This window comes from Caldovatus sediminis (assembly GCF_014644455.1).
Taxonomy (GTDB): domain Bacteria; phylum Pseudomonadota; class Alphaproteobacteria; order Acetobacterales; family Acetobacteraceae; genus Caldovatus; species Caldovatus sediminis.
Genome location: NZ_BMKS01000011.1, coordinates 109,017 through 131,625, shown reverse-complemented (window position 1 = coordinate 131,625; position 22,609 = coordinate 109,017). Strand labels below are relative to the sequence as shown.

The 22,609-nt window shown below is 73.2% G+C and carries 21 protein-coding genes; 13 read left to right on the top strand and 8 right to left on the bottom strand.

Annotated elements, in window-relative coordinates; genetic code table 11:
- Window positions 1-43 precede the first annotated feature (43 nt).
- Genes IEX99_RS16500 through IEX99_RS16465 form a run of 8 tightly spaced genes read left to right on the top strand, consistent with a single transcriptional unit; the run spans window position 44 to window position 7,677 of the window.
- Complete coding sequence (locus IEX99_RS16500; protein ID WP_188902280.1) at window positions 44-1,282, top strand: CaiB/BaiF CoA transferase family protein; 1,239 nt, start codon at window positions 44-46, stop codon at window positions 1,280-1,282.
- Between the two features lie 10 nt (window positions 1,283-1,292).
- On the top strand, window positions 1,293-1,814 hold the full coding sequence (locus tag IEX99_RS16495; RefSeq protein ID WP_188902278.1) for an FAS1-like dehydratase domain-containing protein: 522 nt from the start codon (window positions 1,293-1,295) through the stop codon (window positions 1,812-1,814).
- 13 nt (window positions 1,815-1,827) lie between these two features.
- Complete coding sequence (locus tag IEX99_RS16490; protein WP_188902276.1) at window positions 1,828-2,304, top strand: hotdog family protein; 477 nt, start codon at window positions 1,828-1,830, stop codon at window positions 2,302-2,304.
- 7 nt (window positions 2,305-2,311) lie between these two features.
- Complete coding sequence (locus tag IEX99_RS16485) at window positions 2,312-3,223, top strand: SMP-30/gluconolactonase/LRE family protein (RefSeq protein WP_188902274.1); 912 nt, start codon at window positions 2,312-2,314, stop codon at window positions 3,221-3,223.
- Window positions 3,220-4,083, top strand: a complete 864-nt coding sequence (locus IEX99_RS16480; RefSeq protein WP_188902272.1) for an alpha/beta fold hydrolase — start codon at window positions 3,220-3,222, stop codon at window positions 4,081-4,083. Before IEX99_RS16485 ends, IEX99_RS16480 begins: the two co-directional genes overlap by 4 nt.
- A 14-nt stretch (window positions 4,084-4,097) precedes the next feature.
- Window positions 4,098-5,060: a hydroxymethylglutaryl-CoA lyase gene (locus tag IEX99_RS16475; protein WP_188902270.1), complete on the top strand. Its 963-nt coding sequence runs from the start codon at window positions 4,098-4,100 to the stop codon at window positions 5,058-5,060.
- Window positions 5,061-5,081: 21 nt separating this feature from the next.
- Window positions 5,082-6,431, top strand: a complete 1,350-nt coding sequence (locus IEX99_RS16470) for an MmgE/PrpD family protein (protein WP_188902268.1) — start codon at window positions 5,082-5,084, stop codon at window positions 6,429-6,431.
- Window positions 6,432-6,459: 28 nt separating this feature from the next.
- Window positions 6,460-7,677, top strand: a complete 1,218-nt coding sequence (locus IEX99_RS16465) for an acyl-CoA dehydrogenase family protein (protein ID WP_188902266.1) — start codon at window positions 6,460-6,462, stop codon at window positions 7,675-7,677.
- Between the two features lie 238 nt (window positions 7,678-7,915).
- Here IEX99_RS16465 and IEX99_RS16460 read toward each other — a convergent pair whose 3' ends face one another.
- The 4 genes from IEX99_RS16460 to IEX99_RS16445 all read right to left on the bottom strand — a co-directional run bounded on the left by IEX99_RS16460 (window position 7,916) and on the right by IEX99_RS16445 (window position 11,683).
- Window positions 7,916-9,199 (bottom strand): TRAP transporter large permease, encoded by a 1,284-nt coding sequence (locus tag IEX99_RS16460; protein ID WP_188902264.1) that lies wholly within the window; start codon window positions 9,197-9,199, stop codon window positions 7,916-7,918.
- A 9-nt stretch (window positions 9,200-9,208) separates the two neighbouring features.
- Window positions 9,209-9,751: a TRAP transporter small permease gene (locus tag IEX99_RS16455; protein ID WP_229678084.1), complete on the bottom strand. Its 543-nt coding sequence runs from the start codon at window positions 9,749-9,751 to the stop codon at window positions 9,209-9,211.
- Window positions 9,748-10,797: a DctP family TRAP transporter solute-binding subunit gene (locus IEX99_RS16450; protein ID WP_188902262.1), complete on the bottom strand. Its 1,050-nt coding sequence runs from the start codon at window positions 10,795-10,797 to the stop codon at window positions 9,748-9,750. The genes IEX99_RS16455 and IEX99_RS16450 overlap by 4 nt, the downstream gene beginning before the upstream one ends.
- A gap of 103 nt (window positions 10,798-10,900) precedes the next feature.
- Window positions 10,901-11,683, bottom strand: coding sequence for an SDR family NAD(P)-dependent oxidoreductase (locus IEX99_RS16445; RefSeq protein ID WP_188902260.1), 783 nt, complete (start codon window positions 11,681-11,683; stop codon window positions 10,901-10,903).
- A gap of 75 nt (window positions 11,684-11,758) precedes the next feature.
- Here IEX99_RS16445 and IEX99_RS16440 point away from each other — a divergent pair, with 75 nt between their 5' ends.
- On the top strand, window positions 11,759-13,333 hold the full coding sequence (locus IEX99_RS16440) for an acyl-CoA synthetase (RefSeq protein WP_188902258.1): 1,575 nt from the start codon (window positions 11,759-11,761) through the stop codon (window positions 13,331-13,333).
- Between the two features lie 23 nt (window positions 13,334-13,356).
- On the opposite strand, the gene IEX99_RS16435 is transcribed toward IEX99_RS16440, so the two are convergent.
- Window positions 13,357-14,601 (bottom strand): YeeE/YedE family protein, encoded by a 1,245-nt coding sequence (locus tag IEX99_RS16435; RefSeq protein WP_188902256.1) that lies wholly within the window; start codon window positions 14,599-14,601, stop codon window positions 13,357-13,359.
- A gap of 228 nt (window positions 14,602-14,829) precedes the next feature.
- Complete coding sequence (locus tag IEX99_RS16430) at window positions 14,830-15,795, bottom strand: ATP-grasp domain-containing protein (RefSeq protein ID WP_188902254.1); 966 nt, start codon at window positions 15,793-15,795, stop codon at window positions 14,830-14,832.
- A 245-nt stretch (window positions 15,796-16,040) separates the two neighbouring features.
- Between IEX99_RS16430 and IEX99_RS16425 the strand changes: the two genes are divergently transcribed.
- From IEX99_RS16425 to IEX99_RS16410, 4 genes are read left to right on the top strand one after another with little or no spacing between them, the layout of a single operon-like run.
- Window positions 16,041-17,153 (top strand): S-(hydroxymethyl)glutathione dehydrogenase/class III alcohol dehydrogenase, encoded by a 1,113-nt coding sequence (locus IEX99_RS16425; RefSeq protein WP_188902252.1) that lies wholly within the window; start codon window positions 16,041-16,043, stop codon window positions 17,151-17,153.
- Window positions 17,153-18,763 (top strand): serine hydrolase domain-containing protein, encoded by a 1,611-nt coding sequence (locus IEX99_RS16420; protein WP_188902250.1) that lies wholly within the window; start codon window positions 17,153-17,155, stop codon window positions 18,761-18,763. Before IEX99_RS16425 ends, IEX99_RS16420 begins: the two co-directional genes overlap by 1 nt.
- 6 nt (window positions 18,764-18,769) lie before the next feature.
- Entirely contained in the window at window positions 18,770-19,699 is a 930-nt protein-coding gene (locus IEX99_RS16415; protein ID WP_188902248.1) for an NAD(P)H-dependent flavin oxidoreductase, read from the top strand.
- Complete coding sequence (locus IEX99_RS16410) at window positions 19,696-20,766, top strand: beta/alpha barrel domain-containing protein (protein WP_229678083.1); 1,071 nt, start codon at window positions 19,696-19,698, stop codon at window positions 20,764-20,766. Before IEX99_RS16415 ends, IEX99_RS16410 begins: the two co-directional genes overlap by 4 nt.
- A 110-nt stretch (window positions 20,767-20,876) precedes the next feature.
- Here the strand turns inward: IEX99_RS16410 and IEX99_RS16405 are convergent, their stop codons facing one another.
- Window positions 20,877-22,433 carry a hydantoinase B/oxoprolinase family protein gene (locus tag IEX99_RS16405; protein WP_188902246.1) on the bottom strand — a complete coding sequence of 519 codons (1,557 nt, stop codon included), beginning with the start codon at window positions 22,431-22,433 and terminating at the stop codon, window positions 20,877-20,879.
- Window positions 22,434-22,436: 3 nt separating this feature from the next.
- On the bottom strand, window positions 22,437-22,609 hold a 173-nt coding region (locus tag IEX99_RS22845; protein ID WP_373285211.1), incomplete at its 5' end, for a hypothetical protein.

Genomic DNA, 22,609 nt, shown 5'->3' with positions numbered 1-22,609 from the left:
AGCGATTGCACGGGGCCAATGCCGCCATGCGGGATGCCGGGGCGTGAGCGCGCCGCTCGACGGATTGCGCGTCGTCGAGATCGGCGTCGCCATGGCCGGCCCCTTCTGCGCCATGATGCTCGCCGACTACGGCGCCGAGGTGGTGAAGATCGAGCGCGTCGGCGCCGGCGACGACAGCCGCTCCTGGCCGCCCTACTTCCACGACAGCCTCGGCTACTACTTCGCCTCCGCCAACCGCAACAAGCGCAGCGTCGCGCTCGACCTCAAGAGCGCCGAGGGCGTCGGGATCGCGCGCAAGCTGATCGCGCGCGCCGACGTGCTGGTGGACAACTACCGCATCGGCGCGCTGGAGCGCGCGGGCCTCTCCTACGAATCGCTCGCGCGCGAGAACCCGCGGCTGATCTACTGCTCGATCAGCGGCTTCGGCGCGACGGGCCCGCGCGCGGAGGAGCCGGCGAACGACCTCTTCATGCAGGCCTATTCGGGCGGCATGAGCATCACCGGCGAGCCCGGCGGCGGCCCGGTGAAGATGGGCATCTCGGTCGCCGACATCGGCGCGGGGATGCTCGGCACGATCGGCGTGATGATGGCGATCGAGGCGCGCCACCGCACCGGCCGCGGGCAGCGCGTGGACACCTCGCTGCTCGAGGGCCAGTTGGCGATGCTCGCGCACTTCCTGACCCGCCACTTCGCCTCGGGCGAGGTGCCGGGGCCGAGCGGCGCCGGGGCGCTGACCAGCCCGACCTACCGCGCCTACAAGGCCGCCGACGACTGGATCATCATCTCCGCCTTCAACGAGCGGATGTGGCGCGACCTCTGCGGCGTGCTGGAGAAGCCGGAGTGGATCGAGGACCCGCGCTTCCTCGACGCCCGCCGCCGCGTCGAGAACCGCGCGCTGATGATCGCGCTGATCGGCGAGGTGATGGCGACGCGCCCGGTCGCGGAATGGGAGCGGCGCCTGAAGGCCGCCGGCGTGCCCTGCTCGCCGATCAACCGGATAGACCGCGTGGTCGAGGAGGAGCAGGTGCATGCGCGCGGGATGATCGCGCAGCTCGACCTGCCCGGCCTCGGCCCGATGCGCATGGCCGGGCTGCCGATCAAGCTCAGCGAGACGCCGGGGCGGATCGCCCTGCACCCGCCGCGCCTCGGCCAGCACACCGAGGAGGTGCTGCGCGGCCTCGGCTACGGCGAGGACGCGATCCGGGACCTGGCGGCGCGCGGGGTGGTCGGGCTCGATCCCGGCTGGCGCAGCATCACCGGCGCGGCGAAGGCCGCAGAGTAGAGGGGGACCCATGCCGCTCCTGACCGACGAGGTCCGCAAGCACATCGGCGCCGAGAGCGCGCCCTTCCCGGCCTGCGATCCGGTGGAGAAGGGCGCGGTGCGGCGCTACGCCCAGGCGATCATGGACCCGGACCCGGCCTATGCCTCGGACGAGGCCGGCGCGCGCTACGGCGGCGCGGTGGCGCCGCCGCTCTACCCCGCCTTCATGTTCCGCACGCCCTTCGGCGAGCCGGACGTGCTGACCGAGCGCGCGCACGACCCGGACTTCGACGGCCTGGTCATGGGCGTGCGCGACGGCCTGCCGGAGCTGCCGCTGCACGGCTTCGCGCTGCTCAACGGCGGCGCCGAGGTCGAGTTCTACCGCTACGCGCGCCACGGCGAGACCGTCCTCCAGAAGTCCCGCTACGCCGACATCTACGAGCGCGAGACCCGCGCCGGCCCGATGGTCTTCGTCATCATCGAGACCGAGTACACCAACGGCGCGGGCGAGCTGCTGATGCGCGCGCGCAAGACCATCATCCGGCGGAAGTGAGCGGGCGAAGGCCATGGCGCGCGTGAATTTCGAGGACGTCGAGATCGGCCAGGAGATCGGCCCGCTGCTCAAGGGGCCCCTCACCACGCCGCACCTGATGCGCTGGTCGGCGGCGATGGAGAACTGGCACAAGATCCACTACGACGAGCGCTTCGCGAAGGAGCACGACAAGCTGCCGGGCCTGCTCATCAACGGCTCGCTCAAGCAGCAGTTCATCGTCCAGCTCCTCAAGGACTGGGCCGGGCGCGAGGGCTGGGTGTGGAAGGTGAACTTCCAGTTCCGCGCCATGAACATCGTCGGCGAGACGCTCTCCGTCTGGGCGAAGGTCAGGGGCAAGCGCGAGGCGCCGGCCTACGGCCTGGTCGAGCTCGACCTCGGCATCCGCAACGAGAAGGGGCTGGAGTCCACGCCCGGCTCGGCCGTGGTGGCGCTGCCCTACCGCGGGCGCGCGGCCGTGCCCTACCCCTTCGTGCCGCCGCCGGCCGGGTGAGGGCGCGATGCAGGGCGAGTTCGAGGTCATAGACCACGCGCGCTTCCGCCGCTACACCACGCACGGGCAGCTCGAGCTGCTCTACACGGGCACGCGCTGGGGCGAGGGGCCGGTCTGGTTCAACGACGGCCGGTACCTGCTCTGGAGCGACATCCCCAACGACCGCATCCTGCGCTGGGTCGAGGGCGGCGGCGTGTCCGTCTTCCGCCAGCCCTCGAACATGGCGAACGGCAACACCCGCGACCGCCAGGGCCGCCTGGTCACCTGCGAGCACGGCGCGCGCCGCGTCACGCGCACCGAGGTGGACGGCACCATCACCGTGCTGGCCGACCGCTACCAGGGCAGGCGGCTCAATTCGCCCAACGACGTGGTGGTGAAGTCGGACGACACGGTCTGGTTCACCGACCCGGACTACGGCATCCTCAGCGACTACACCGGCAACCGCGGCGAGAGCGAGCTGGACGGCCGCTGCAACGTGTACCGGCTCGATCCGCGCACGGGCGAGCTGCGCATCGTCGTGGACGACATGGTGAAGCCGAACGGCCTCGCCTTCTCGCCGGACGAGAGCGTCCTCTACGTGGCCGACACCGGCGTCTCGCACGTGCCGAAGGGGCCGCACCACATCCGCGCCTACGACGTGACGGCGGACGGGCGCTGCACCAACGGGCGCCTCTTCGCCGACATCAGCCCGGGCGTCGCCGACGGCTTCCGCGTGGACAGGGACGGCAACGTCTGGACCAGCGCCGCGGACGGCGTGCAGGTCTTCGCCCCGGACGGCGCGATGATCGGCCGGGTGCGCATGTCGGAGCGCGCGGTGAACCTCACCTTCGGCGGGCCGAAGGGCAACCGCCTGTTCATCGCGACCGCGACCTCGCTCTGCGCGATCTTCACCGGCGCGCAGGGGGCGCAGTGGCCGTGAGCGGCGCGGCGCAGGCCGAGACGCCCGAGCAGACGCTGCGGCGCATTGCGGCCAGGGCGCGGCGCGTCGAGACCCCCTGCGGCGACGGCAGCATGGTCTGGCATCTGTGGGGGGAGAGCGGCCCGGCGCTGGTGCTGCTGCACGGCGGCGCCGGCTCCTGGCGCCACTGGGTGCGCACCATCGAGCCCTTCGCCGCGCGCCACCGCCTCCTTGTCCCCGACTTGCCGGGCATGGGCGAGTCCGCCGACCCGCCCGCGCCGCCGGGCATGGCGGAGATCGCCGCGATCACCGCGCGCGGCATCGAGCGGATCCTCGGCCCCGCCGAGCCCTACGACCTGGTCGGCTTCTCCTTCGGCGCCTCGGTCGGCGGCCACATCGCGCTGCTGCATGGGGCGCGGATGCGCTCGCTCACCCTGATCGGCCCCGGCGGGCTGGTCCCGGCGCGCCAGCCGCTGCGGCTCGAGCGGGTGCGCGGCAAGACCGGCGCGGAGCTGGTCGAGGCGCACCGCACCAACCTGCTGCGCCTGATGCTCGCCGACCCGGCGAGCGTGGACCCGCTCGCCCTCGCCATCCAGGACTGGAACGCCAGCCATTCCCGGCTCGACACGCCGGCGCTGATCGCCAGGCGGCCGCTCGCGGAATCGCTCCCGCAGCTCTCCATCCCGGTGAACGCGGTCTGGGGCGAGCGAGACCAGTACGCCTACTGGGGCCTCGAGGAGCGGATCGCCGTGATCCGCGAACTCTGCCCGCACGCGCACGTCCATGTCGTCCCCGTCGCCGGCCACTGGCTCGCCTACGAGGACGCGCCCGCCTTCAACGCCTATCTCGAGGAGCGCCTGCGCGCCGGCGCGGCGCAGTGACGAGGAGACGCACCATGCCGGACTTCCCGAAATTCGTGCAGATCAACGAGGAAGGCCCGCGCGAGGGCTTCCAGATCGAGAAGGGTCCCATCCCGACCGAGCGCAAGGTCGAGCTGATCGACGCGCTTTCGGAAACCGGCCTCTCCCAGATCCAGACCGTCTCCTTCGTCAACCCCGCCCGCGTCCCCGGCTGGGCCGACGCGGAGGAGGTGGTGCGCCGCTTCAGGCGCAAGCCCGGCGTGCGCTACACGGCGCTCTGGCTGAACGACAAGGGCTTCCGGCGCGCCCTCGCGGTCGGCGACCTCCACCTGCGGGGCTCGATCTCGCTCACCGCCTCGGAGAAGTTCCTGCTGCGCAACCAGCAGCGCACGCTGCAGCAGAACTACGAGGCGCAGCACGGCATGATCCGACTGTTCCTGGAGAACGGCGTGCCGGTGGACCGCGGCAGCATCATGGCCGCCTTCGGCTGCAACTTCCAGGGCGAGGTGCCGATCGCCACCGTCGTGGACATGGTCGGGCAGATCCTCGACCTCGGCAGGCAGCACGGGCAGGAGATCAGGACCGTCTCCCTCGCCGACACCATGGCCTGGGCGACGCCGGAATCCATCAAGCGCGTGGTCGGCGCGGTGCGCGAGCGCTACCCCGACCTGACGCTCGCGCTCCATCTGCACGACACGCGCGGCATGGGCATCGCCAACGCCTATGCGGGGCTGCAGATGGGGGTGGCGATCTACGACTCGACGGTCGCCGGCCTCGGCGGCTGCCCCTTCGCCGCGCACAAGGGCGCGGCGGGGAACGTCTGCACCGAGGACCTGGTCTTCATGCTGCACGAGATGGGCATCGAGACCGGCATTGATCTCGACAAGCTGATCGAGTGCGCGCTGCTCGCCGAGGACATCGTCGGCCATCCGCTGCCCGGCAGTGTGAAGATGGGCGGCAGCCTGCGGGCGCTGCGCGAGAAGCTCAAGGCGGCCTAGGACGAACGGAGGAAGACGGCCATGCCACTCACCAGGGCGCTCGGCGAGTTCGTCGCCGGCCTCACCTACGCGAAGATCCCGGCCGAGGCGGTGAAGATCGCGCGCATGGGCTTCGTGGACTGCATCGGCACCATGATCGCCGGGCGCGACGAGGACGCGCCGCAGATCCTGCGCAGGACCCTCGGCGTCGGGTCCTCGGGCGAGGCGACGCTCTACTTCTCCGACCAGCGCGCGCCGGCGCCGGAGGCGGCGTGGGTGAACGGCGCGGCGGGCCACGCGCTCGACTACGACGACGTGGCGCTGCGCGGCCACCCGAGCACGGTGCTGGTGCCGGCGATCCTCGCCGAGGGCGAGGCGCTCGGCGCCTCGGGCGAGGAGATGCTCGCCGCCTACCTCGCGGGCTACGAGACCTGGGCGGAGCTGGTCTGGCGCGACCAGGGCTTCCACCACGTCAAGGGCTGGCATCCGACCGGCATCTTCGGCGCGATCGCCGCCGCCGCCGCCTGCGCCTCGCTGCGCAAGCTCGACGCGACCAGGGCGGCGATGGCGATCGCCATCGGCGCCTCGCAGAGCGCCGGGCTGATGGCGAATTTCGGCACCATGACCAAGCCCTTCCACGCCGGGCGCTCCGCCCATTCCGGCGTGATCGCGGCGCGGCTCGCCGAGGCCGGCTTCACCGCGCACCTCGACGCGCTGGAGCATCCGCAGGGCTTCCTCTCCGCCGTCTCCCAGCACGGCGAGGTGGACCGCACGACGGAGCCGAAGGCGCTCGGCAGGGAGTGGAAGATCCTCACCGAGGGCCTCTCGATCAAGAAGTACCCGACCTGCTACTGCACCCACCGGGCGATCGACGGCGCGATCAGGCTGTTCAAGGAGCACCCGGTGAAGGGCGAGGAGGTGAAGGAGATCCGCGTCTCCATCAGCGACCGCTACGCCACCATCCTGCGCAACCACCGCCCGAAGACCGGCCTCGAGGCCAAGTTCAGCATGGAGTTCGCGATGAGCAGCGCGCTCGTCGCCAGGCGCGTCGGCCTGCCGGAGCTGACCGATTCCTTCGTGCAGCGCCCCGACATCCAGTCGCTGATCGAGCGCGTCGCGATCGACGCGACGACGGAGTACGAGCCGGACGGCTCCGGCGCCGCGCCCTTCGACCAGGTGAAGGTCGCGCTGACCTCCGGCGCCACGCTGGAGGGGCCGAAGGTGCGCCACGCCACCGGCCACGCGCAGCTCCCGCTCTCCGACTCGGAGCTGTTCGAGAAGTTCCAGGGCTGCCTCGAGGCCGGCAAGGCGCACAACCAGGCCGGCGCCCTGTTCGACCGGCTGATGTCGCTCGAGAAGACCCAGGCCCGCCAGCTCGTCACGCTGGCCTGACCGCTGCGAAGAGAGGCGCGCGAGAGCCATGGACACCCACGTCGCAGGCCCGGGCCAGACCGGCTACGTCCTGCCGCCCGAGATCGTCGAGTACCGGGAGCTCGCGCGCCGCATCGTGCGCGAGGAGCTGATGCCGCTGGAGCGCCAGTACCTGGCGAGCCCGCGGCAGGCCTACGGGCTGCCGCCGATCACCAACCTGCGCTCGGTCTTCGACCAGAAGACCGTGGACCGGCTGGTCAAGCTCTCGCGCGACGCCGGGCTCTGGTACCTGATGGTGCCGGAGCGGTACGGCGGCTCGAACCTCGGCATGCTGGCGCAGTGCGTGATCCTGGAGGAGTTCAACTACTGCGCCGTCCAGTTCCCCTTCGCCAACGTCGCCAACATCCTCTACGAGTGCAAGGGCGAGCAGGTCGAGCGCTTCCTCAAGCCGGTGATCGAGGGCGAGAAGACCACCTGCTTCGCCCAGTCCGAGCCGAACGCCGGCTCCGACCCCGGCGGCATGATGCAGACCCGCGCGACGCGCGACGGCGACGGGTGGGTGATCAACGGCACCAAGATGTGGATCTCGAACGCCCACGAGAGCGACATCATCATGGTGCAGGCCGTCACCGACCCGGAGAAGCGCCAGCGCGGCGGCATCACCATGTTCGTGCTCGACCGCCACACGCCGGGCGTGAACATCGACCCCGCCGGCATCCCGACCTGGCTCGGCCCGCGCGCGACGCAGTACGTGATCAACTTCGACAATGTCCGCGTCGGGCCGGAGAACGTGCTCGGCGAGGTCGGCAAGGGCTTCTATCTCGGCCAGCGCTGGCTGACGATCCACGACCGGCTGCTGCGCGGCCCCTACGCGCTCGGCAAGATGCAGCGCGCGCTCGACATGTCGGTGGAGTGGGCGAAGCAGCGCGTCACCTTCGGCCGGCCGATCGCCGACCGCCAGGCGATCCAGTGGCGCCTCGTGGACATGCACGTGGACATCACCGCGCTGCGCTCCATGACCTACGAGATGGCCGCGCGCGCGGACGCCGGCGAGGACGTGCGCGCCGAGGCCGCGATCGTGAAGCTCTGCTCCGGCGAGTGGGGCGCGCGCGTGCTCGACAGCGCCATCCAGGTGCACGGCGCGATGGGCGAGACGCTGGAGCTGCCGCTCACCTACTTCTACCGGCTGCTGCGCCACGCGCAGATCGGCGGCGGGACGACGGAGATCCAGAAGATGCTGATCGCGCGCAAGCTGCTCGGCAGGTGATGGGCACGGAGGCGCTCCGCACCACCATGGCGCGGCTGCGCGAGCCGATCATCCATCTCGGCCGCGAGGCGTTCACCGCGCGCGTCCATCGCGATTGGCGCGAGAAGGGCGGAGCCCTGACCGCGCTCGGCCTCGCCGTGCAGTGCCCGGGACGCGTCCGGCACGCAGGCGGTGGCGGTCCTGGACGGCGGCGGTCAGCCAAGGTCGATCAATGGCGCCGGGCGCATGACCCGACCCGCTACATCCCCATCGCCCGCGGCAGCCACAGCGCGATCGCGGGGAACGCGATCACCAGCGCCAGCGCCGCCAGCATCGCCGCCACCAGCCAGCTCACCCAGGGGATGGTGCTCTCCATGCTCACCCCGGCGATGCGGCAGCTCACCATCAGGTTCACCGCCATCGGCGGGGTGAACTGGCCGACCGCGATCTTCATCGTCAGGATCACGCCGAACCACACCAGGTCCCAGCCGAAGGCGTTGGCGATCGGCACCAGCACCGGCAGCAGGATCAGGTAGATCGAGATCCCGTCGAGGAACATCCCGACCGCCACCAGCAGCAGCGTCAGCAGCGCCAGCGTGCCGTACTCGCCGAGGCCGAGGTCCACCACCCAGGCCGCGATCGGCTGCACGATGCCGAGCGTGCTCGTGGACCAGGCGAAGACGCTGGCCAGCGCCACCACGATGAGGATCACGGCCGAGAGCTCCCCGGCCTCCACCAGCATCTCGTAGACGTCGCGGAACGTGAGGGTGCGGTACACCACGAAGCCGACGAACAGGCCGTAGAAGACGGCCATCACCGCCGCCTCGGTCGGGGTGAAGAGGCCGATGCGCATGCCGCCGAGGATGATCACCGGCGCCATCAGGCCCCAGAAGGCCTCGCGGAAGGTTTGCCAGACGCGCAGCCGTTCCTCCGCCCGCGCCTTGCCGCCGAAGTCGTTCAGCAGCGAGATCGCCACCGCCGTCGCGATGATCGCGAGCCCCGCCAGGATCCCGGGGAACAGCCCCGCCATGAAGATCGCCGGCACCGAGACGCCCGGCACCAGCACCGCGTAGATGATGAAGGCGACCGAGGGCGGGATCAGGATGTCGGTCGCCGCCGCGGCGCCCACGGTGCTGGCGATGAAGGGGCGCGGGTAGCCGTCCGCCGCCATGCTGCGCGTCACCACCTGCCCCACCGCGGCCGAGGTCGCGGGGCCGGAGCCCGAGATGCCCCCGATCACCATCGCCACCAGCACCGCGACGGAGGCGAGCGCCCCCCTGCCCGCGCCGACCAGCGCCGTGGCGAAGCGCACCAGCCTGAGCGCCACGCCGGCGCGGTCGAACACGCTCCCCACCAGCACGAACATCGGGATGGCGATCAGCGGATACTTCGCGATGCCCGCATAGACGCTGGTCGGCATCGCGAACGGCGACTGGTCGGCGAGCCAGATCGCCAGCGCCCCGGCGAGGCCGAGCGCCACGCCGACCGGCACGCCGCCGAGGAGCAGGGCGGCGAAGACGGCGAACAGGACCGCGCCGACCACGGCCCGCCGCTACCCGTCCCGCCCGCGCGCGAGGCGGACCATCCGTCCGACCGCCCGCCCGATCACCGCGAGCGAGAGCAGCGGCAGCCAGCCGGTGTAGAGCCACTGCGGGTTGCCGAGGCCGGAGGAGAGCACCTCGAAGCGGTACTCGTCCCAGGCGAGCAGCGCACCGTACCAGGCGATCAGCGCGAAGCACAGCACCACGAGCGCCATGGCCCCCATTTCGGCCCGCCGCCGCATGCGCGGCGATAGGCCGTCCACCAGGTAGCCGATGCGGATGTGCCGCCCGCCGGCCACGGCGAGCGAGGTGCCGAGCAGGGCGACGATCACCATCAGCGCCACCGAATACTCCTCGGTGAAGGCGATGGAGACGTCGGTCAGGTAGCGCAGCGCCACGTTCGCCGCGGTGATCAGCGCGATCGCCGCCATCGCGGCGGCGACCAGCGCCTCCTCGATCCTCAGCGGCACCCGCGTGCGCGGGTTCGGCCGCGCGCCGGACGGATCGAGCTCCGCGTCGGCCGCGCCGCGCCGCGCCTCCTCGCCGCGGCTCACGCCCGCGCGCCGCGGATCGCCGCCTCGGCCTTGCGCACCAGCTCCGCCCCGACGGTCTGCGCCCACTTGTCGTACACAGGCCGCGTGGCGCGGGCGAAGGCCTGCTTCTCGGCGTCGTTCAGCACGGTGACGGCAACGCCGCGCCGCTCCAGCTCCTCGAGCGAGGATCGGTCGCCGCCCTGCCCGAGCCCCTTGCGCGAGGCCTCGATCTGCTTGCCTGCCGCCTCGCGCGCGCAGTCGCGGATCAGCTCGCGGTCGGCGGGTGCGAAGCTCTCCCACACGCTCTTCGCCACCAGGAAGATGCCGGCGTCGGCGACGTAGTTCCAGATCGTCAGGTACTTCTGCGCCAGCGTGTCCATGCGGAAGGCGAGAAACAGGTTGATCGGGTTTTCCTGCCCGTCCACCGCGCCGGTCGACAGCGCGGGCTGCAGGTCGGCGAAGGTCATCTGCACCGGGTTGGCGCCGAGGGCGGTGAAGATCTCGGAGAAGATCGTGCCGGCGGCGAAGCGGATCTTCATCCCGCGCAGGTCCTCGGGCCGCCGCACCTCCCGCTTGCTGTTGGACAGCTCGCGGAAGCCGTTCTCGCCCCAGGCGAGGGGGACCACCTCGCGCCGCTCCAGCACGCGGAACAGCTCCTGGCCCACCTCGCCGTTGATGATCGCGTCGAAGCCGCGGTGGTCCTGCAGCAGCCAGGGCAGCGAGAACAGGTTCATCTCGCGCACCTGCGGCGAGATGTTGATGGTCGAGAACACCGCCATGTCGATCACGCCCTGGCGCATCGCCACCAGTTCGCGGGTCTGGTCGCCGCCGACGAGCTGGCTGCCGGGATAGACCTTCATGTTGATGCGCCCGCCGCTGCGCTGCGTGACCAGTTCGGCCCACTGGAAGGCGCCCTCGGACAACGGGATCGGCCGGTTGCCGACGACCGAGACCTTGTACTCGGCCCGGTAGCCGGTCTGCGCGCTGGCGATGCGCGGCGCCGTGAGGGCGCTGGCGGCGCCGAGGAGGATGCCGCGCCGTGTCGCGGCCGGATGGATCGTGCGCATGGTCGGTCCCGCTCGCTCCCTGTGCCTGGCGCGTCGCGGCTGTGGCCGGCGGCCGCTTGCCCGCGCGCCTCCGCGCCAGCTTCGCGCCCGGCGCGGCCGGCGTCTAGCGGGTCGTCGCGGGCGGCGGGAAGGGCCGGCTGTCCATGCCGGCGGCGGCGAAGCCGCCGTCCACGGCGAGGACGTGGCCGGTGACGTAGCCCGCATCCGGCCCGCACAGGAACAGCGCGGCGCCGGCGATCTCCTCCGGCGCGGCGTAGCGGCGCATCGGCACGGCGCGCGTCCAGGCCTCGCGCGTGGCGGAGACGTGCATCGCGGCGACCAGCGGCGTCTCCACCGGGCCGGGCGCCAGGGCGTTGACCCGGATGCCGTATTCGGCGAGGTCGAGCGCCATCACCCTGGTCAGGGTGATCACCGCGCCCTTCGAGGCGCCGTAGGCCGAGCGCCCGCTGTTGCCGCGCAGCCCGGAGACGCTGGCGATGTTGACGATCGCCCCGCCGGTGCCGGCCTCGCGCATCGCCCGCGCGCAGGCCTGGCCGCAGAGGAAGGTGCCGCGGACGTTCACGGCGTAGATGCGGTCCAGCACCTCGACCGGCGTGTCGAGGAAGGGGATGTCGCGGCCGATGCCGGCGGAGTTCACCAGCAGGTCCACCCGCCCGTGGCGCGCGAGCACCGCCTGCGCCATCGCCCTGACCGACGCCTCCTCGGCGACGTCCACGCGCAGCGGCGCCACGGCGCCGGCGGCGTGGCCGGCGGGCAGGTCCTCCTCCGCGGCGGTGACGTCGGCGGCGACGACGGCGGCGCCCTCGCGCGCGAACCGCGCCGCGATGGCGGCACCGATGCCGGAGAGGCCGCCCGTCACCACCGCCACCTTGCCCGCGAGCTGCATGCGCCCTCCCTCCCGTAGGCTTGCGATACGCCCCGCCGGACGGCAGATCAAGCGCCGAGGGAGGGAGGCGCGCGCATGATCCCGACGGCCAATCTCGCGAGCCTGCTGCTGCAGACGGCACGGCGCCTGCCCGACCGGCCGGCGCTGGTCTGGCGGGACCGGGTCTGGACCTGGCGCGAGACCGCCGCGCGCGCCGCCGCCGCCGCGGCCGCCCTGCGGGCGCGCGGCATCGGCAAGGGCGACCGCGTGCTGGTGCACGCGCGCAACTCCAACGCGATGTTCGAGAGCGTCTGGGCGTGCTGGCTGATCGGCGCGGTCTGGGTGCCGACGAATTTCCGCCTCTCGCCGCCGGAGGTCGCCTACCTCGCGGCCTCCTCGCGCGCGCGGGCGCACCTGTTCGACGCCGCCTTCCCCGCCCACCGCGCCGCGGCGCGCGAGGCCAACGCGCAGTGCGCGCTGGAGGCGACGATCGGCGGCGACGGCACCACGGACTGGGAGGCGCTGGTCGCCGAGGGCGCGGCGGAGCCGGTCGCCATCCCGGCCGATGCGGAGCGCGACCACCCGGCCTGGTTCTTCTACACCTCCGGCACCACCGGCCGGCCGAAGGGCGCGGTGCTCACCCACGGCCAGCTCGGCTTCGTCGTGGTGAACCACATCGCCGACCTGATGCCGGGCCTCTCGGAGCGCGACGCCTCGCTCGTCGTCGCGCCGCTCTCGCACGGCGCCGGCATCCACGCGCTGGCGCAGGTGGCGCGCGGCGCGAAGTCGGTGCTGCTGCCCGGCGAGCGGCTCGACACCGCCGAGGCCTGGCGGCTGATCGAGGCGCACCGGGTGAGCAACATGTTCACCGTGCCGACCATCCTCAACGCGCTCGCCCGCGACCCGACGGCCGGGACGCGCGACCGCTCCAGCCTGCGCCACGTGATCTACGCCGGCGCGCCGATGTACCGCGAGGACCAGAAGCACGCGCTGCGCGTGCTCGGCCCGTGCCTCGTGCAGTACTACGGGCTCGGCGAGGTGACCGGGAACATCACCGTCCTGCCGCCCGAATGGCACACGGCCGAGGACGACCCGGCCTTCCCGGTCGGCTCCTGCGGCTACCCGCGCACCGGGATCGAGATCGCGATCCTCGACGCGGAGAACCGCCCCCTGCCCGCCGGCGAGACGGGCGAGATCTGCGTGCGCGGCAACGCCGTCTTCGCCGGCTACTTCGAGAACGAGGAGGCCAACGCCAGGGCCTTCGCCGGCGGCTGGTTCCACACCGGCGACCTCGGCCACCTCGACGCGCGCGGCTTCCTCACCATCACCGGCCGCGCCTCGGACATGTACATCTCCGGCGGTTCGAACGTCTATCCGCGCGAGGTCGAGGAGGTGCTGCTGACCCACCCGGCGGTGGCCGAGGCCTGCGTCGTCGGCATGCCCGACCCGAAGTGGGGCGAGAGCGGCGTCGCCGTGCTGGTGCCGCGCGCGGGCGCGACGATCGACCCGGCGGCGGTGCTCGCCCATCTCGACGGCCGGCTCGCGCGCTACAAGTGGCCGGCGCGGATCGTCGTCTGGCCGGAGCTGCCGCGCTCCGGCTACGGCAAGGTGCCGAAGCGGGAGGTGAGGCGGCTGCTCGAGGCCGGCGAGGCGCCGGGCGGCGGCGCCTGACGCCGCCCGGCGCGGAGGGGCCTTCAGCAGCCCGTCCGGCGCGCCGCGCGCTCGACCTCCAGGCCGAACAGCGGCCGCAGGCGCGTCCCCAGCACGCTGCCGGCGAAGGCGGAAACCAGCCACAGCCAGCCATGCAGGCTGGAGGAGGCGATGCCGCCGAGGTAGGCGCCGATGTTGCAGCCATAGGCGAGCCGCGCGCCGTAGCCGAGCAGCAGCCCGCCGAGCACCGCGGCGAGCAGGGGGCGCGGCGCGATCCGCCACTCGGGCGCGAAGCGGCCGGCGAGGCCCGCGGCGAGCAGCGCGCCGAGCACGATGCCGAAATTCATCACCGAGGTGACGTCGGCGAACACGCTCGCGCGCAGCGCCGCGGCGTTGGCCGGCGTGGACCAGTACGGCCAGGCGGCGACCCCGATGCCGAGCGCCTCCGCGACCTTGGAGCCCCAGAGCGCGAAGGCGGAGGTGATGCCCCAGGGCCGCCCGGCGAGGGCGAGGGTGGCGAAGTCGAGCACGGCGAGCGCCACCGCGCCCGCGACCAGCGGCCACGGCCCGCGCAGCAGCCGCGCCGCGGGGCCGGCGCCGCGCGGCGCCTCCGGCGCGAGCAGGCGCCCGTGGCGGCGCCGTTCCAGCACCACGGTGAGCGCGGCGATCGCGGCGAACAGGGCGAGATGCGCGGCAAGCGCCGGCCACGCGCCCCATGCCTTGACCAGCGAGACGGGCGCGAGCGCCGGCAGCGCCGCCCACCAGTGCAGATGCGCCGCGCCGAGCACCGAGCCGACGATGAAGAAGACCAGCGTCACCACCATGCGCGTCGAGCCGCCGCCGACCGCGTAGAGCGTGCCGGAGGCGCAGCCGCCGCCGAGCTGCATGCCGATGCCGAACAGGAACGCCCCCGCCGCGACCGAGACGCCGACCGGCGCGACGTAGCCCGCCACCGGCTGGCCGAACAGCGACCCCGCCTCGAGCGCCGGGAAGAACAGCAGCGCCGCGACCGCGAGCAGCACCATCTGCGCGCGGAGCCCGGCGCCCTGCCGGTCGGCGATGAACACCCGCCAGGCCGAGGTGAAGCCGAAGGCCGCGTGGTAGAGCACGAGGCCGAGCGCGCCGCCGATCGCGAACAGCGCGGCCTGCTTCGCGCTCACCCCCTGCAGCAGCAGCGCCGCGCCCAGGATCAGCGCCGCCGCGGCGGCGAGCACCGGCCGCCGGTCCAGGCGCGGCGCGAGGGAAGGCGCCGCGAGCGGCGCGGATGCGGTGGTGGCGATTCCCGACATGCGTGTCGTCGTCCTCTTCGTCGGTTAGGCCGGCCCGGTTCCGGGCCGGCCCTTCAGTCGGCGGTGGGTCCCGCCTCGCGGATCAGCGCGCCCCGGCGCGCGTCCTCCGCCGCGCGCAGGCGGGCGAGCAGGTCCGGGCCGCGCCCGGCACCGTGGCGCCGCCCGCCTGCGCCGCGCCGGCAAGGGCGAGCGGCAGCGAGGCCAGCAGCAAGGGCCTCCGGCGCATGGTCAGGCCGCCCGGCGCGGCGCAGCCTCGCGCCGCAGCAGCGCGGTGAGGTGGCGCGCGATCGCGCCCATGCCGGAGACGCCGGCGCGCCGCTCGGCCTCCGGGTTGTAGTTGGTGTTGGTGTTGACGTCGTAGGCGAAGCTGCGGCCCTCGGCGTCGGTGACGAACTCGATGGCGCCGACGCCGATGCCGTTGTCGCGCAGGAACGCCTCCATGCGCGGCAGCAGCGGGTGGTCGAAGCCCTCGATGACGCGGAACTTCTCGGCGGGCGCGGCCGCCACGGGGCAGGCCGCGTCGGCCTCGATGCGGCACTGGTCGGCCGGGCAGAGCTCGAAGCCCTCCGAGGTGTCGACGCGCACCGCGTAGAGGAAGCGCCCGCCGACGAACTCGGCGCGGATGATGAAGGGCTCCGGCGCGCGGATGTAGCGCTGCACGAGCCAGATGCCGTCACGCGGATGGGCGTGCGGATCGGTGCCCTCCTCCAGCGCGGCGAGCGCGTCGCGCAGGCCCGCCTCGTCCGGCACCAGGCGCACGCCGAGGCCCTTGCCGGCGCGGTTGTGCTTGAGGATCAACGGGTAGCCCAGCCGCTCCGCCGCGTCGGGGATGTTCTCCGGGCCGATGACGGCGATGGTCGCGGGCGTCGGGATGCCGTGCGCGGCCAGCGCCTCGTACTGCGCGACCTTGCTCAGCTCGAGCTGCAGCGCGCGGCGGCCGTTGACGACGGTGCGGCCGTGGCGCTCCAGCATCTCGATCACCGCGGCGGCGTATTCGGGCGCGTAGGTGTGGCCGCGGGTGTGCGAGGAGGCGCTCATGCGGTTGTAGAAAATGCCCTCCGGCGGCGGCCGGCGCAGGTCGAGCAGGCCGCGGTCGAGGAACCATTCCTCGTGCGGCGTGCCCAGCGCCGCCAGCTCGCGCCGCAGCGGCTCCATCCAGGCGTCGTTCTCGTGGATCACGTGGACCTTGGACATGCGGGGGACCCCCTTGCGGCGCCCGGCGCGGCGCCGCCTCGGCCCGAAAAAAATATTCTTTCCCGCACCGCGCAATACGCGGCGCGAAATAACGAAAATTTTCTTTCCGACCATGCCTTCGGCAAACCCCGTTTTCCATCCCCGCATCCCACGTGCCACGCCCTTGCCCCGAGGCGCCGGGTGGACGCGCCCGCGGCCGCGCGCGAGGATGCGGCCCCCCGACGCCTGCTGGAGACCTTCCGCCGATGAAGACACGCGCCGCCGTGGCGTGGGCCGCGGGCAAGCCGCTCACCATCGAGACCATCGAGGTCGAGGGACCAAAGGCGGGCGAGGTGCTGGTCGAGGTCAAGGCGACCGGCATCTGCCACACCGACCAGTACACCCTCTCCGGCGCCGATCCGGAGGGGCTGTTCCCGGCGATCCTCGGCCACGAGGGCGCGGGCATCGTGCGCGAGGTCGGCGCCGGCGTGACCAGCGTGCAGCCCGGCGACCACGTGATCCCGCTCTACACGCCGGAATGCCGGCAGTGCAAAACCTGCCTATCCCGGCGCAGCAACCTCTGCACGGCGATCCGCGCCACCCAGGGCAGGGGCGTGATGCCGGACGGCACCAGCCGCTTCCGCTGCGACGGCGCGCAGGTCTTCCACTACATGGGCTGCAGCACCTTCGCGAACTTCACCGTGCTGCCGGAGATCGCGGTCGCCAAGGTCCGCGAGGACGCGCCGTTCGAGAAGATCTGCTACATCGGCTGCGGCGTGACGACCGGGATCGGCGCCGTGATCAACACGGCGAAGGTCTGGCCCGGCGCGAACGTCGCGGTGTTCGGCCTCGGCGGCATCGGCCTCAACGTCGTGCAGGGCGCGCGCATGGTCGGCGCCGACCGGATCGTCGGCATCGACCTCAACCCGAAGCGCGAGGCGATGGCGCGGAAGTTCGGCATGACCCACTTCGTCAACCCCGACGCGGTCGGCCGCGACAAGGTGGTGCAGGCGGTGATGGACCTCACCGACGGCGGCGCCGACTTCTCCTTCGAGTGCATCGGCAACGTCGAGGTGATGCGCCAGGCGCTGGAATGCTGCCACCGCGGCTGGGGCGAGAGCATCATCATCGGCGTCGCCCCCTCGGGGGCGGAGATCCGCACCCGCCCCTTCCAGCTCGTCACCGGCCGCGTCTGGAAGGGCACCGCCTTCGGCGGCGCGCGCGGGCGGACCGACGTGCCGAGGATCGTGGACTGGTACATGGAGGGCAAGATCAACATCGACGACCTGATCACCCACACCATGCCGCTCGACGACATCAACCGCGGCTTCGCGCTGATGGAGAAGGGCGAGAGCATCCGCTCGGTCGTGCTCTACTGATGCGTCGCGACCTCGCCGGTCTGGCGCTGGAGCGGCGCGTCGCCGCGCTGATGGCCCCCTGCGCGCGTCCCGGCAGTCCGGGCTGGACGGTGGGCGTGGTGCGCGACGGCGCGCTCGTGCTGCACGCCCATGCGGGCCTCGCCAGCCTCGAGCACGGCGTGCCGATCGGGCCGGAGACGCGCTTCCGCATCGCCTCGGTCACCAAGCAGTTCACCTGCGCCGCCATCCTTCTGCTCGCCCGGGAGGGGCGGCTCTCGGTCGAGGACGAGGTGCGCGCCCACCTGCCGGACCTGCCCGCATGGGAGGGCGGCGCGCGGATCACCCTCGACCACCTGATGCGCAACTGCTCCGGCCTGCGCGACATGCTGGAGCTGATGCGCATGGGCGGCGCGGACCTCTCCCTCCCCTGCCGGCGCGAGGACCTGCTCGCCGCGATCCGCCGCAGCACGCGGCTGAACTTCGCCCCGGGCACGCGCTTCCTCTACAGCAACACCAACTTCCTCCTGCTCGGCCTGGTGGTCGAGCGGGTCGCCGGCGAGCCCCTCGGCGCCTTCCTCGAACGGCGGATCTTCGCCCCCCTCGGCATGACGCGCACGCGCCTGACCGAGAGCACGGCCGAGCCGGTGCCCGGCCTCGCCACCGGCTACCTGCCCGACGGCGAGGGCTTCCTGCGCGCGCCGCACGCCTTCCCCCTGGGCGGCGAGGGCGGCCTCGTCTCCTGCGTCGAGGACCTCGCGCTGTGGGAGCGCAACTTCGCCGCCGGCGTCGTCGGCGGCACGGCGCTCGGGGAGGAGCTGCTGCGCCAGGCGCCCTTCGCCAACGGCCGCATGAACGGCTACGCGCGCGGCCTGGAGGCGACGCGGTACCGCGGCCTGCGCACCGCCGGCCACGGCGGCCTCTGGCCCGGCTTCAAGACCTGCTTCCTGCGCGTGCCGGAGCGGGTGCTGGCGGTCATCGCCATCGCCAACCATGGCGGGCTCGACGTGCACCACCTGGCGCATCAGGTGCTCGACGCGGCGGTCGAGGGCGAGCCGGGCGTGCATCCGCTGCCGGCGCCGCCGCCGCGCGGGACGCTGGAGCGCCTGGCCGGCCGCTGGCTGGATCGCGAGGGAGGCGCCACGCTCGACCTCTGGCTGGACGCGGCGACGGGCGAGCCGATGGCGCGCATGCACGGCGTGCCCTTCGCCCTCGCGCCGACCGGGGATGGCCGCCTCGCCGCGCGCCGCGGCGCGTTCGAGTTCACCCTGACGCCGGGCGAGCAGGCGATCGAGATCGAGACCGATGCCGGCCAGGTCGCGACCTTCCACCGCGTCGCCGCGGAAGGCGCCGCCCTCCCCGCCGGCCTGCCCGGCCGCTACGCCTGCGCCGAGCTCGGCGCGGCATGGATCATCGGGCCCGATCATGCGCTGCGCATTGACGGCCCGCTGGTGAAGGCCGGACCCTGCCGCCTCGAGCCCGTCGAGGGCGAGGTGTTCCGCGCGCACCTGCCGGGCACCCTCTTCCCCACCTGGTACGACGCGCGCGCCCGGCGCGATGCCGCGGGGCGCGTCGCCGCCCTCTCCGTCTCGGGCGCCCGCGCCCGCGACCTCCTCTTCAACCGCGAGGACTGATCCAGCATGCCTCTGCCCGCCGCGCTCCAGGGCCGTCTGTCCGTACCCGCCATCGCCGCGCCGATGTTCCTCGTCTCCGGGCCCGACCTGGTGATCGAGGCCTGCAAGGCGGGCGTCCTGGGCACCTTCCCCACCCTCAACCAGCGCACCACCGAGGGCTACGCCGAGTGGCTCGCGCGCATCCGCGAGGCGCTGGACGCCGCGCCGAGCGCCGCGCCCTTCGGCGTGAACATCATCGTCAACCGCACCAACCTCCGCGTCGAGCCCGACCTGAAGGCGACGGTGGAGGCGAGGGTGCCGCTCGTCATCACCTCGCTCGGCGCCAACGCGGAGGTGGTGAAGGCCGTGCACTCCTACGGCGGCCTGGTGTTCCACGACGTGATCAACATGCGCCACGCGGAGAAGGCCGCCGAGGCCGGGGTGGACGGCATCATCGCCGTCTGCGCCGGCGCCGGCGGGCACGGCGGCACCTACAACCCCTTCGCCTTCCTCGCAGAGCTGCGCGCCGCCTTCCCGGGCATGACGCTGATCCAGTCCGGCGCCATCACCAACGGCGCGCAGATCGCGGCGGCGCGGCTGCTCGGCGCCGACCTCGCCTACATCGGCACGCGCTTCATCGCGACGCGCGAGAGCATGGCCGCGGACGCCTACAAGCGCATGGTGGTGGAGGCGAGCGGCGCGAAGGACATCGTGTACACCCCGGCCTTCAGCGGCGTGCACGGCAACTACCTCCGCGCCTCGATCGTCGCCGCCGGGCTCGATCCCGACAACCTCCCGCCCAAGCCGGAAGGGGGCTACGACCGCGAGAGGCGCAAGGCCTGGAAGGACATCTGGTCCGGCGGACAGGGCGTCGGCACGATCAACGACATCCCGACCGTCGCCGAGCTCTGCGCGCGGTTGCGGCGCGAATACGACGAGGCGGCGGCCCGGCTGTGACCGGCCGTGCCCCGGCCGGCCTCGCGGTCGGCATCGGCGCGGTGGCGCTGAAGAACCCCGTGATCGCCGGCTCCGGCGAGCACACCATGACGGCCGCCGGCATCCGCGCGGCGCTCGCGGCGGGCGCCGCGGCGGTGGTGGCGAAGTCGGGCAACGAGTCGGAGGCGGCGCGGCGCCAGCTCGACGGCGCCGACTACGTGCTGCTCGACTCGCGCTGGCGCCCGCTGCCCTGGGACTTCGCGCCGCCGCCGGACGCGCAGCTCCTCTGCCGCTCCGGCCTGATCCAGCGCGACACGGCCGAGTGGTTCGCCGAACTCGCGGCGCTGGACCGCGAGGCCGCGGCGCGCGGCGCCTATGTGATCCCGAGCCTGGTCCTCGCCGACCTGGAGACCGCCGCGGCGCTCGCCGCGCGCGCCGAGGCCGCGGGGCTGCGCGTGCTGGAGTTCAACATCGGCGCCCCGCATGGCGACGAGGCCGCGGCCGGCGCGATCGTGCTGGAGCGCGCGGCGGCGCGCGTGCGCGCCATCACCGCGCGCATCCGCGCCGCGACGCGCCTGCCGCTCTGGATCAAGCTCACGGGCCAGAGCGAGGACGTCGCCGGCCTCGCCGTCGCGGCGCGCGAGGGCGGCGCCGACGCCGTGATCATGATGGGCCGCTTCATGGCCTTCCTGCCCGATCCCGAGACGCGCGCCCCCGTCCTCGGCAGCGCCGGCGCGCTCGGCGGCCCGTGGGCGCTCCCCCTCACCTGCCGCTGGCTCGCGCTGGCGCGGAGGCGGCTCGGGGGGGAGGTGCCGCTGATCGGCACCAACGGCGCGCGCGACGGGATGGACGTGGTGCGCTTCCTGCTCGCCGGCGCGTCGGCGGTGGAGATGACCTCCGCGGTCATGGCGGGCGGCTTCGGGACGATCGCGCGCGCGATCGAGGAGGTCGCGGACTACCTCGCCCGCACCGGCGGCACCGCGCGCGACCTGATCGGCGCCGCGGCGGACCGGCTGGAGGGCTATGCCGCGCAGCCGTCGCGGCCGGGCCACTGGCGGCGCTTCGTGCCGCCCGAGGCGCTGGGATAGAGCCGATCGCGGACGGCTGGAAACGGCCGGGAGCGTGAATCGGCTCGGCCAGCAACGGGCTGGAGACGTTGCCGCGGGCACGGCCGAGCGAAAACGGCTCCAGCGCCCGCTCATCCGCCGGGCGGCGTGCCGTAGCCGCCGCCGCCCGGCGTCTCCATCACCACCTCGTCGCCGGGCCGCATCAGCATCTTCCGCGCCTCGCTCGCCGCCGCGCCGTTGACCAGGAAGCGGCCGGGGGCGCCGGGCGCCCCGCCCTCCAGCCCCTCGGGCCCGGCGTCGGTGCGGCTGGTGACCGCGTTCAGCAGCCAGGGATGCGGCGTGCGCATCGAGAACACGACGCGCTGCCCGTCCCCGCCCGGCATGCGCCCGGCGCCGCCGGAGCCGCGGCGCAGCTCCTTGCGCGCGAACACGATCGGCATCGAGGCCTCGACCACCTCGACCGGCACGGCGGCGATGCCGGTCGGGTAGCAGGTCGCGTGCAGCCCCGGCTTGTCGCGCCGCGCGCCCATGCCGCCGGAGTAGTTGAACATCGCGCTGGTGAAGTCCCGTCCCTGCGCGTCCCTGCCCTGGACCTGGATGGTCCAGACCGCGCCCGCGCTCTCGGCCAGCACGCGCTCCGGCATAACCTGGTGCAGCGCCTTCAGCACCGGCATCGGCACGTACATGCCCACCACGTGCCGCGCCGCCACCGGCGCGGGATAGCGGCAGTTCAGGATGCACCCCTCCGGCGCCGTGACGGTGACCGGCAGGATCGAGCCGTGGTTGTTCGGCAGGTCCGGATCGAGGCAGGCGCGCACCGCGAAATTCGCGTAGGCCGCGGTGTAGTTCAGCACCACGTTCACGCCGATCGGCGCCTGGGGCGAGGAGCCGGCGAAGTCGATGGTCATCGCCCCCGCCTCCGGGTCCACGGTGACCGCCACGCGCAGCGTGACGCGGTGGCCGCCGGGCACGTCGAACACGCTCTCGCCGTGGAAGGTGCCGGCGCGCAGGCGGCGGATCGACTCCCGCGTCGCCCGCTCGGAGCGGCGGAGGATCTGCTCCGACAGCGCCTCGATGTCGGCGAGGCCGTGCCGGTCGCACAGCGCCCGCAGCCGCTCCGCGCCGACGCGCCCGCTCGCCACCTGCGCCGCGAGGTCGCCCATCACGTGCTCCGGCGTGCGGACGTTGCGGCGGATGATGTCGTGCAGCAGGGCGTTGGGCGCACCGGCCTCGTAGAGCCTGGCGAGCGGGATCCACAGCCCCTCCTCGTGCACGTCGCGCGCGCCGGCGCCGACGCCGTAGCCGCCGATGTCGGTGTGGTGGATGGTCGAGCCGAAGAAGGCGATGCACCGCCCGCCGCGGAACACCGGCGTCATCACCGTGATGTCGAAGAAGTGCCCGGCGGAGAGCCAGGGATCGTTGGTCACCAGCACGTCGCCGGGCGCGAGCGAGTCGGGCGGGAAGCGCTCCACGAAATGCCGCCCCGCCGCGGCGAGCGAGTTGATGTGCCCCGGCGTGCCGGTCACCGCCTGCGCGACCATGCGGCCCCGGCGGTCGAACAGCGCGGTGGCGAGGTCGCCGGCTTCGCGCACGATCGGCGAGAAGGCGATGCGCTGCAGCGCCCGCGCCTGCTCGCTGACGGTGGAGATAAGGTTGGACCAGAGGATCTCGAGCGCGATGCCGTCCATCCCTCAGCCCTCCCGCCGCGCGAGGACGGCGGTGGTCGGATGGACCTCGGCCGTCCAGCCGCGCGGGACGACCAGGGTGGTCTCCCGCTCCTCGACGATCGCCGGCCCGGCGATGCGCTGGCCGAGCGCGAGCGCGCCGCGGTCGTAGACCGGCCAGAGCGGCGGCGCGGCGGGAT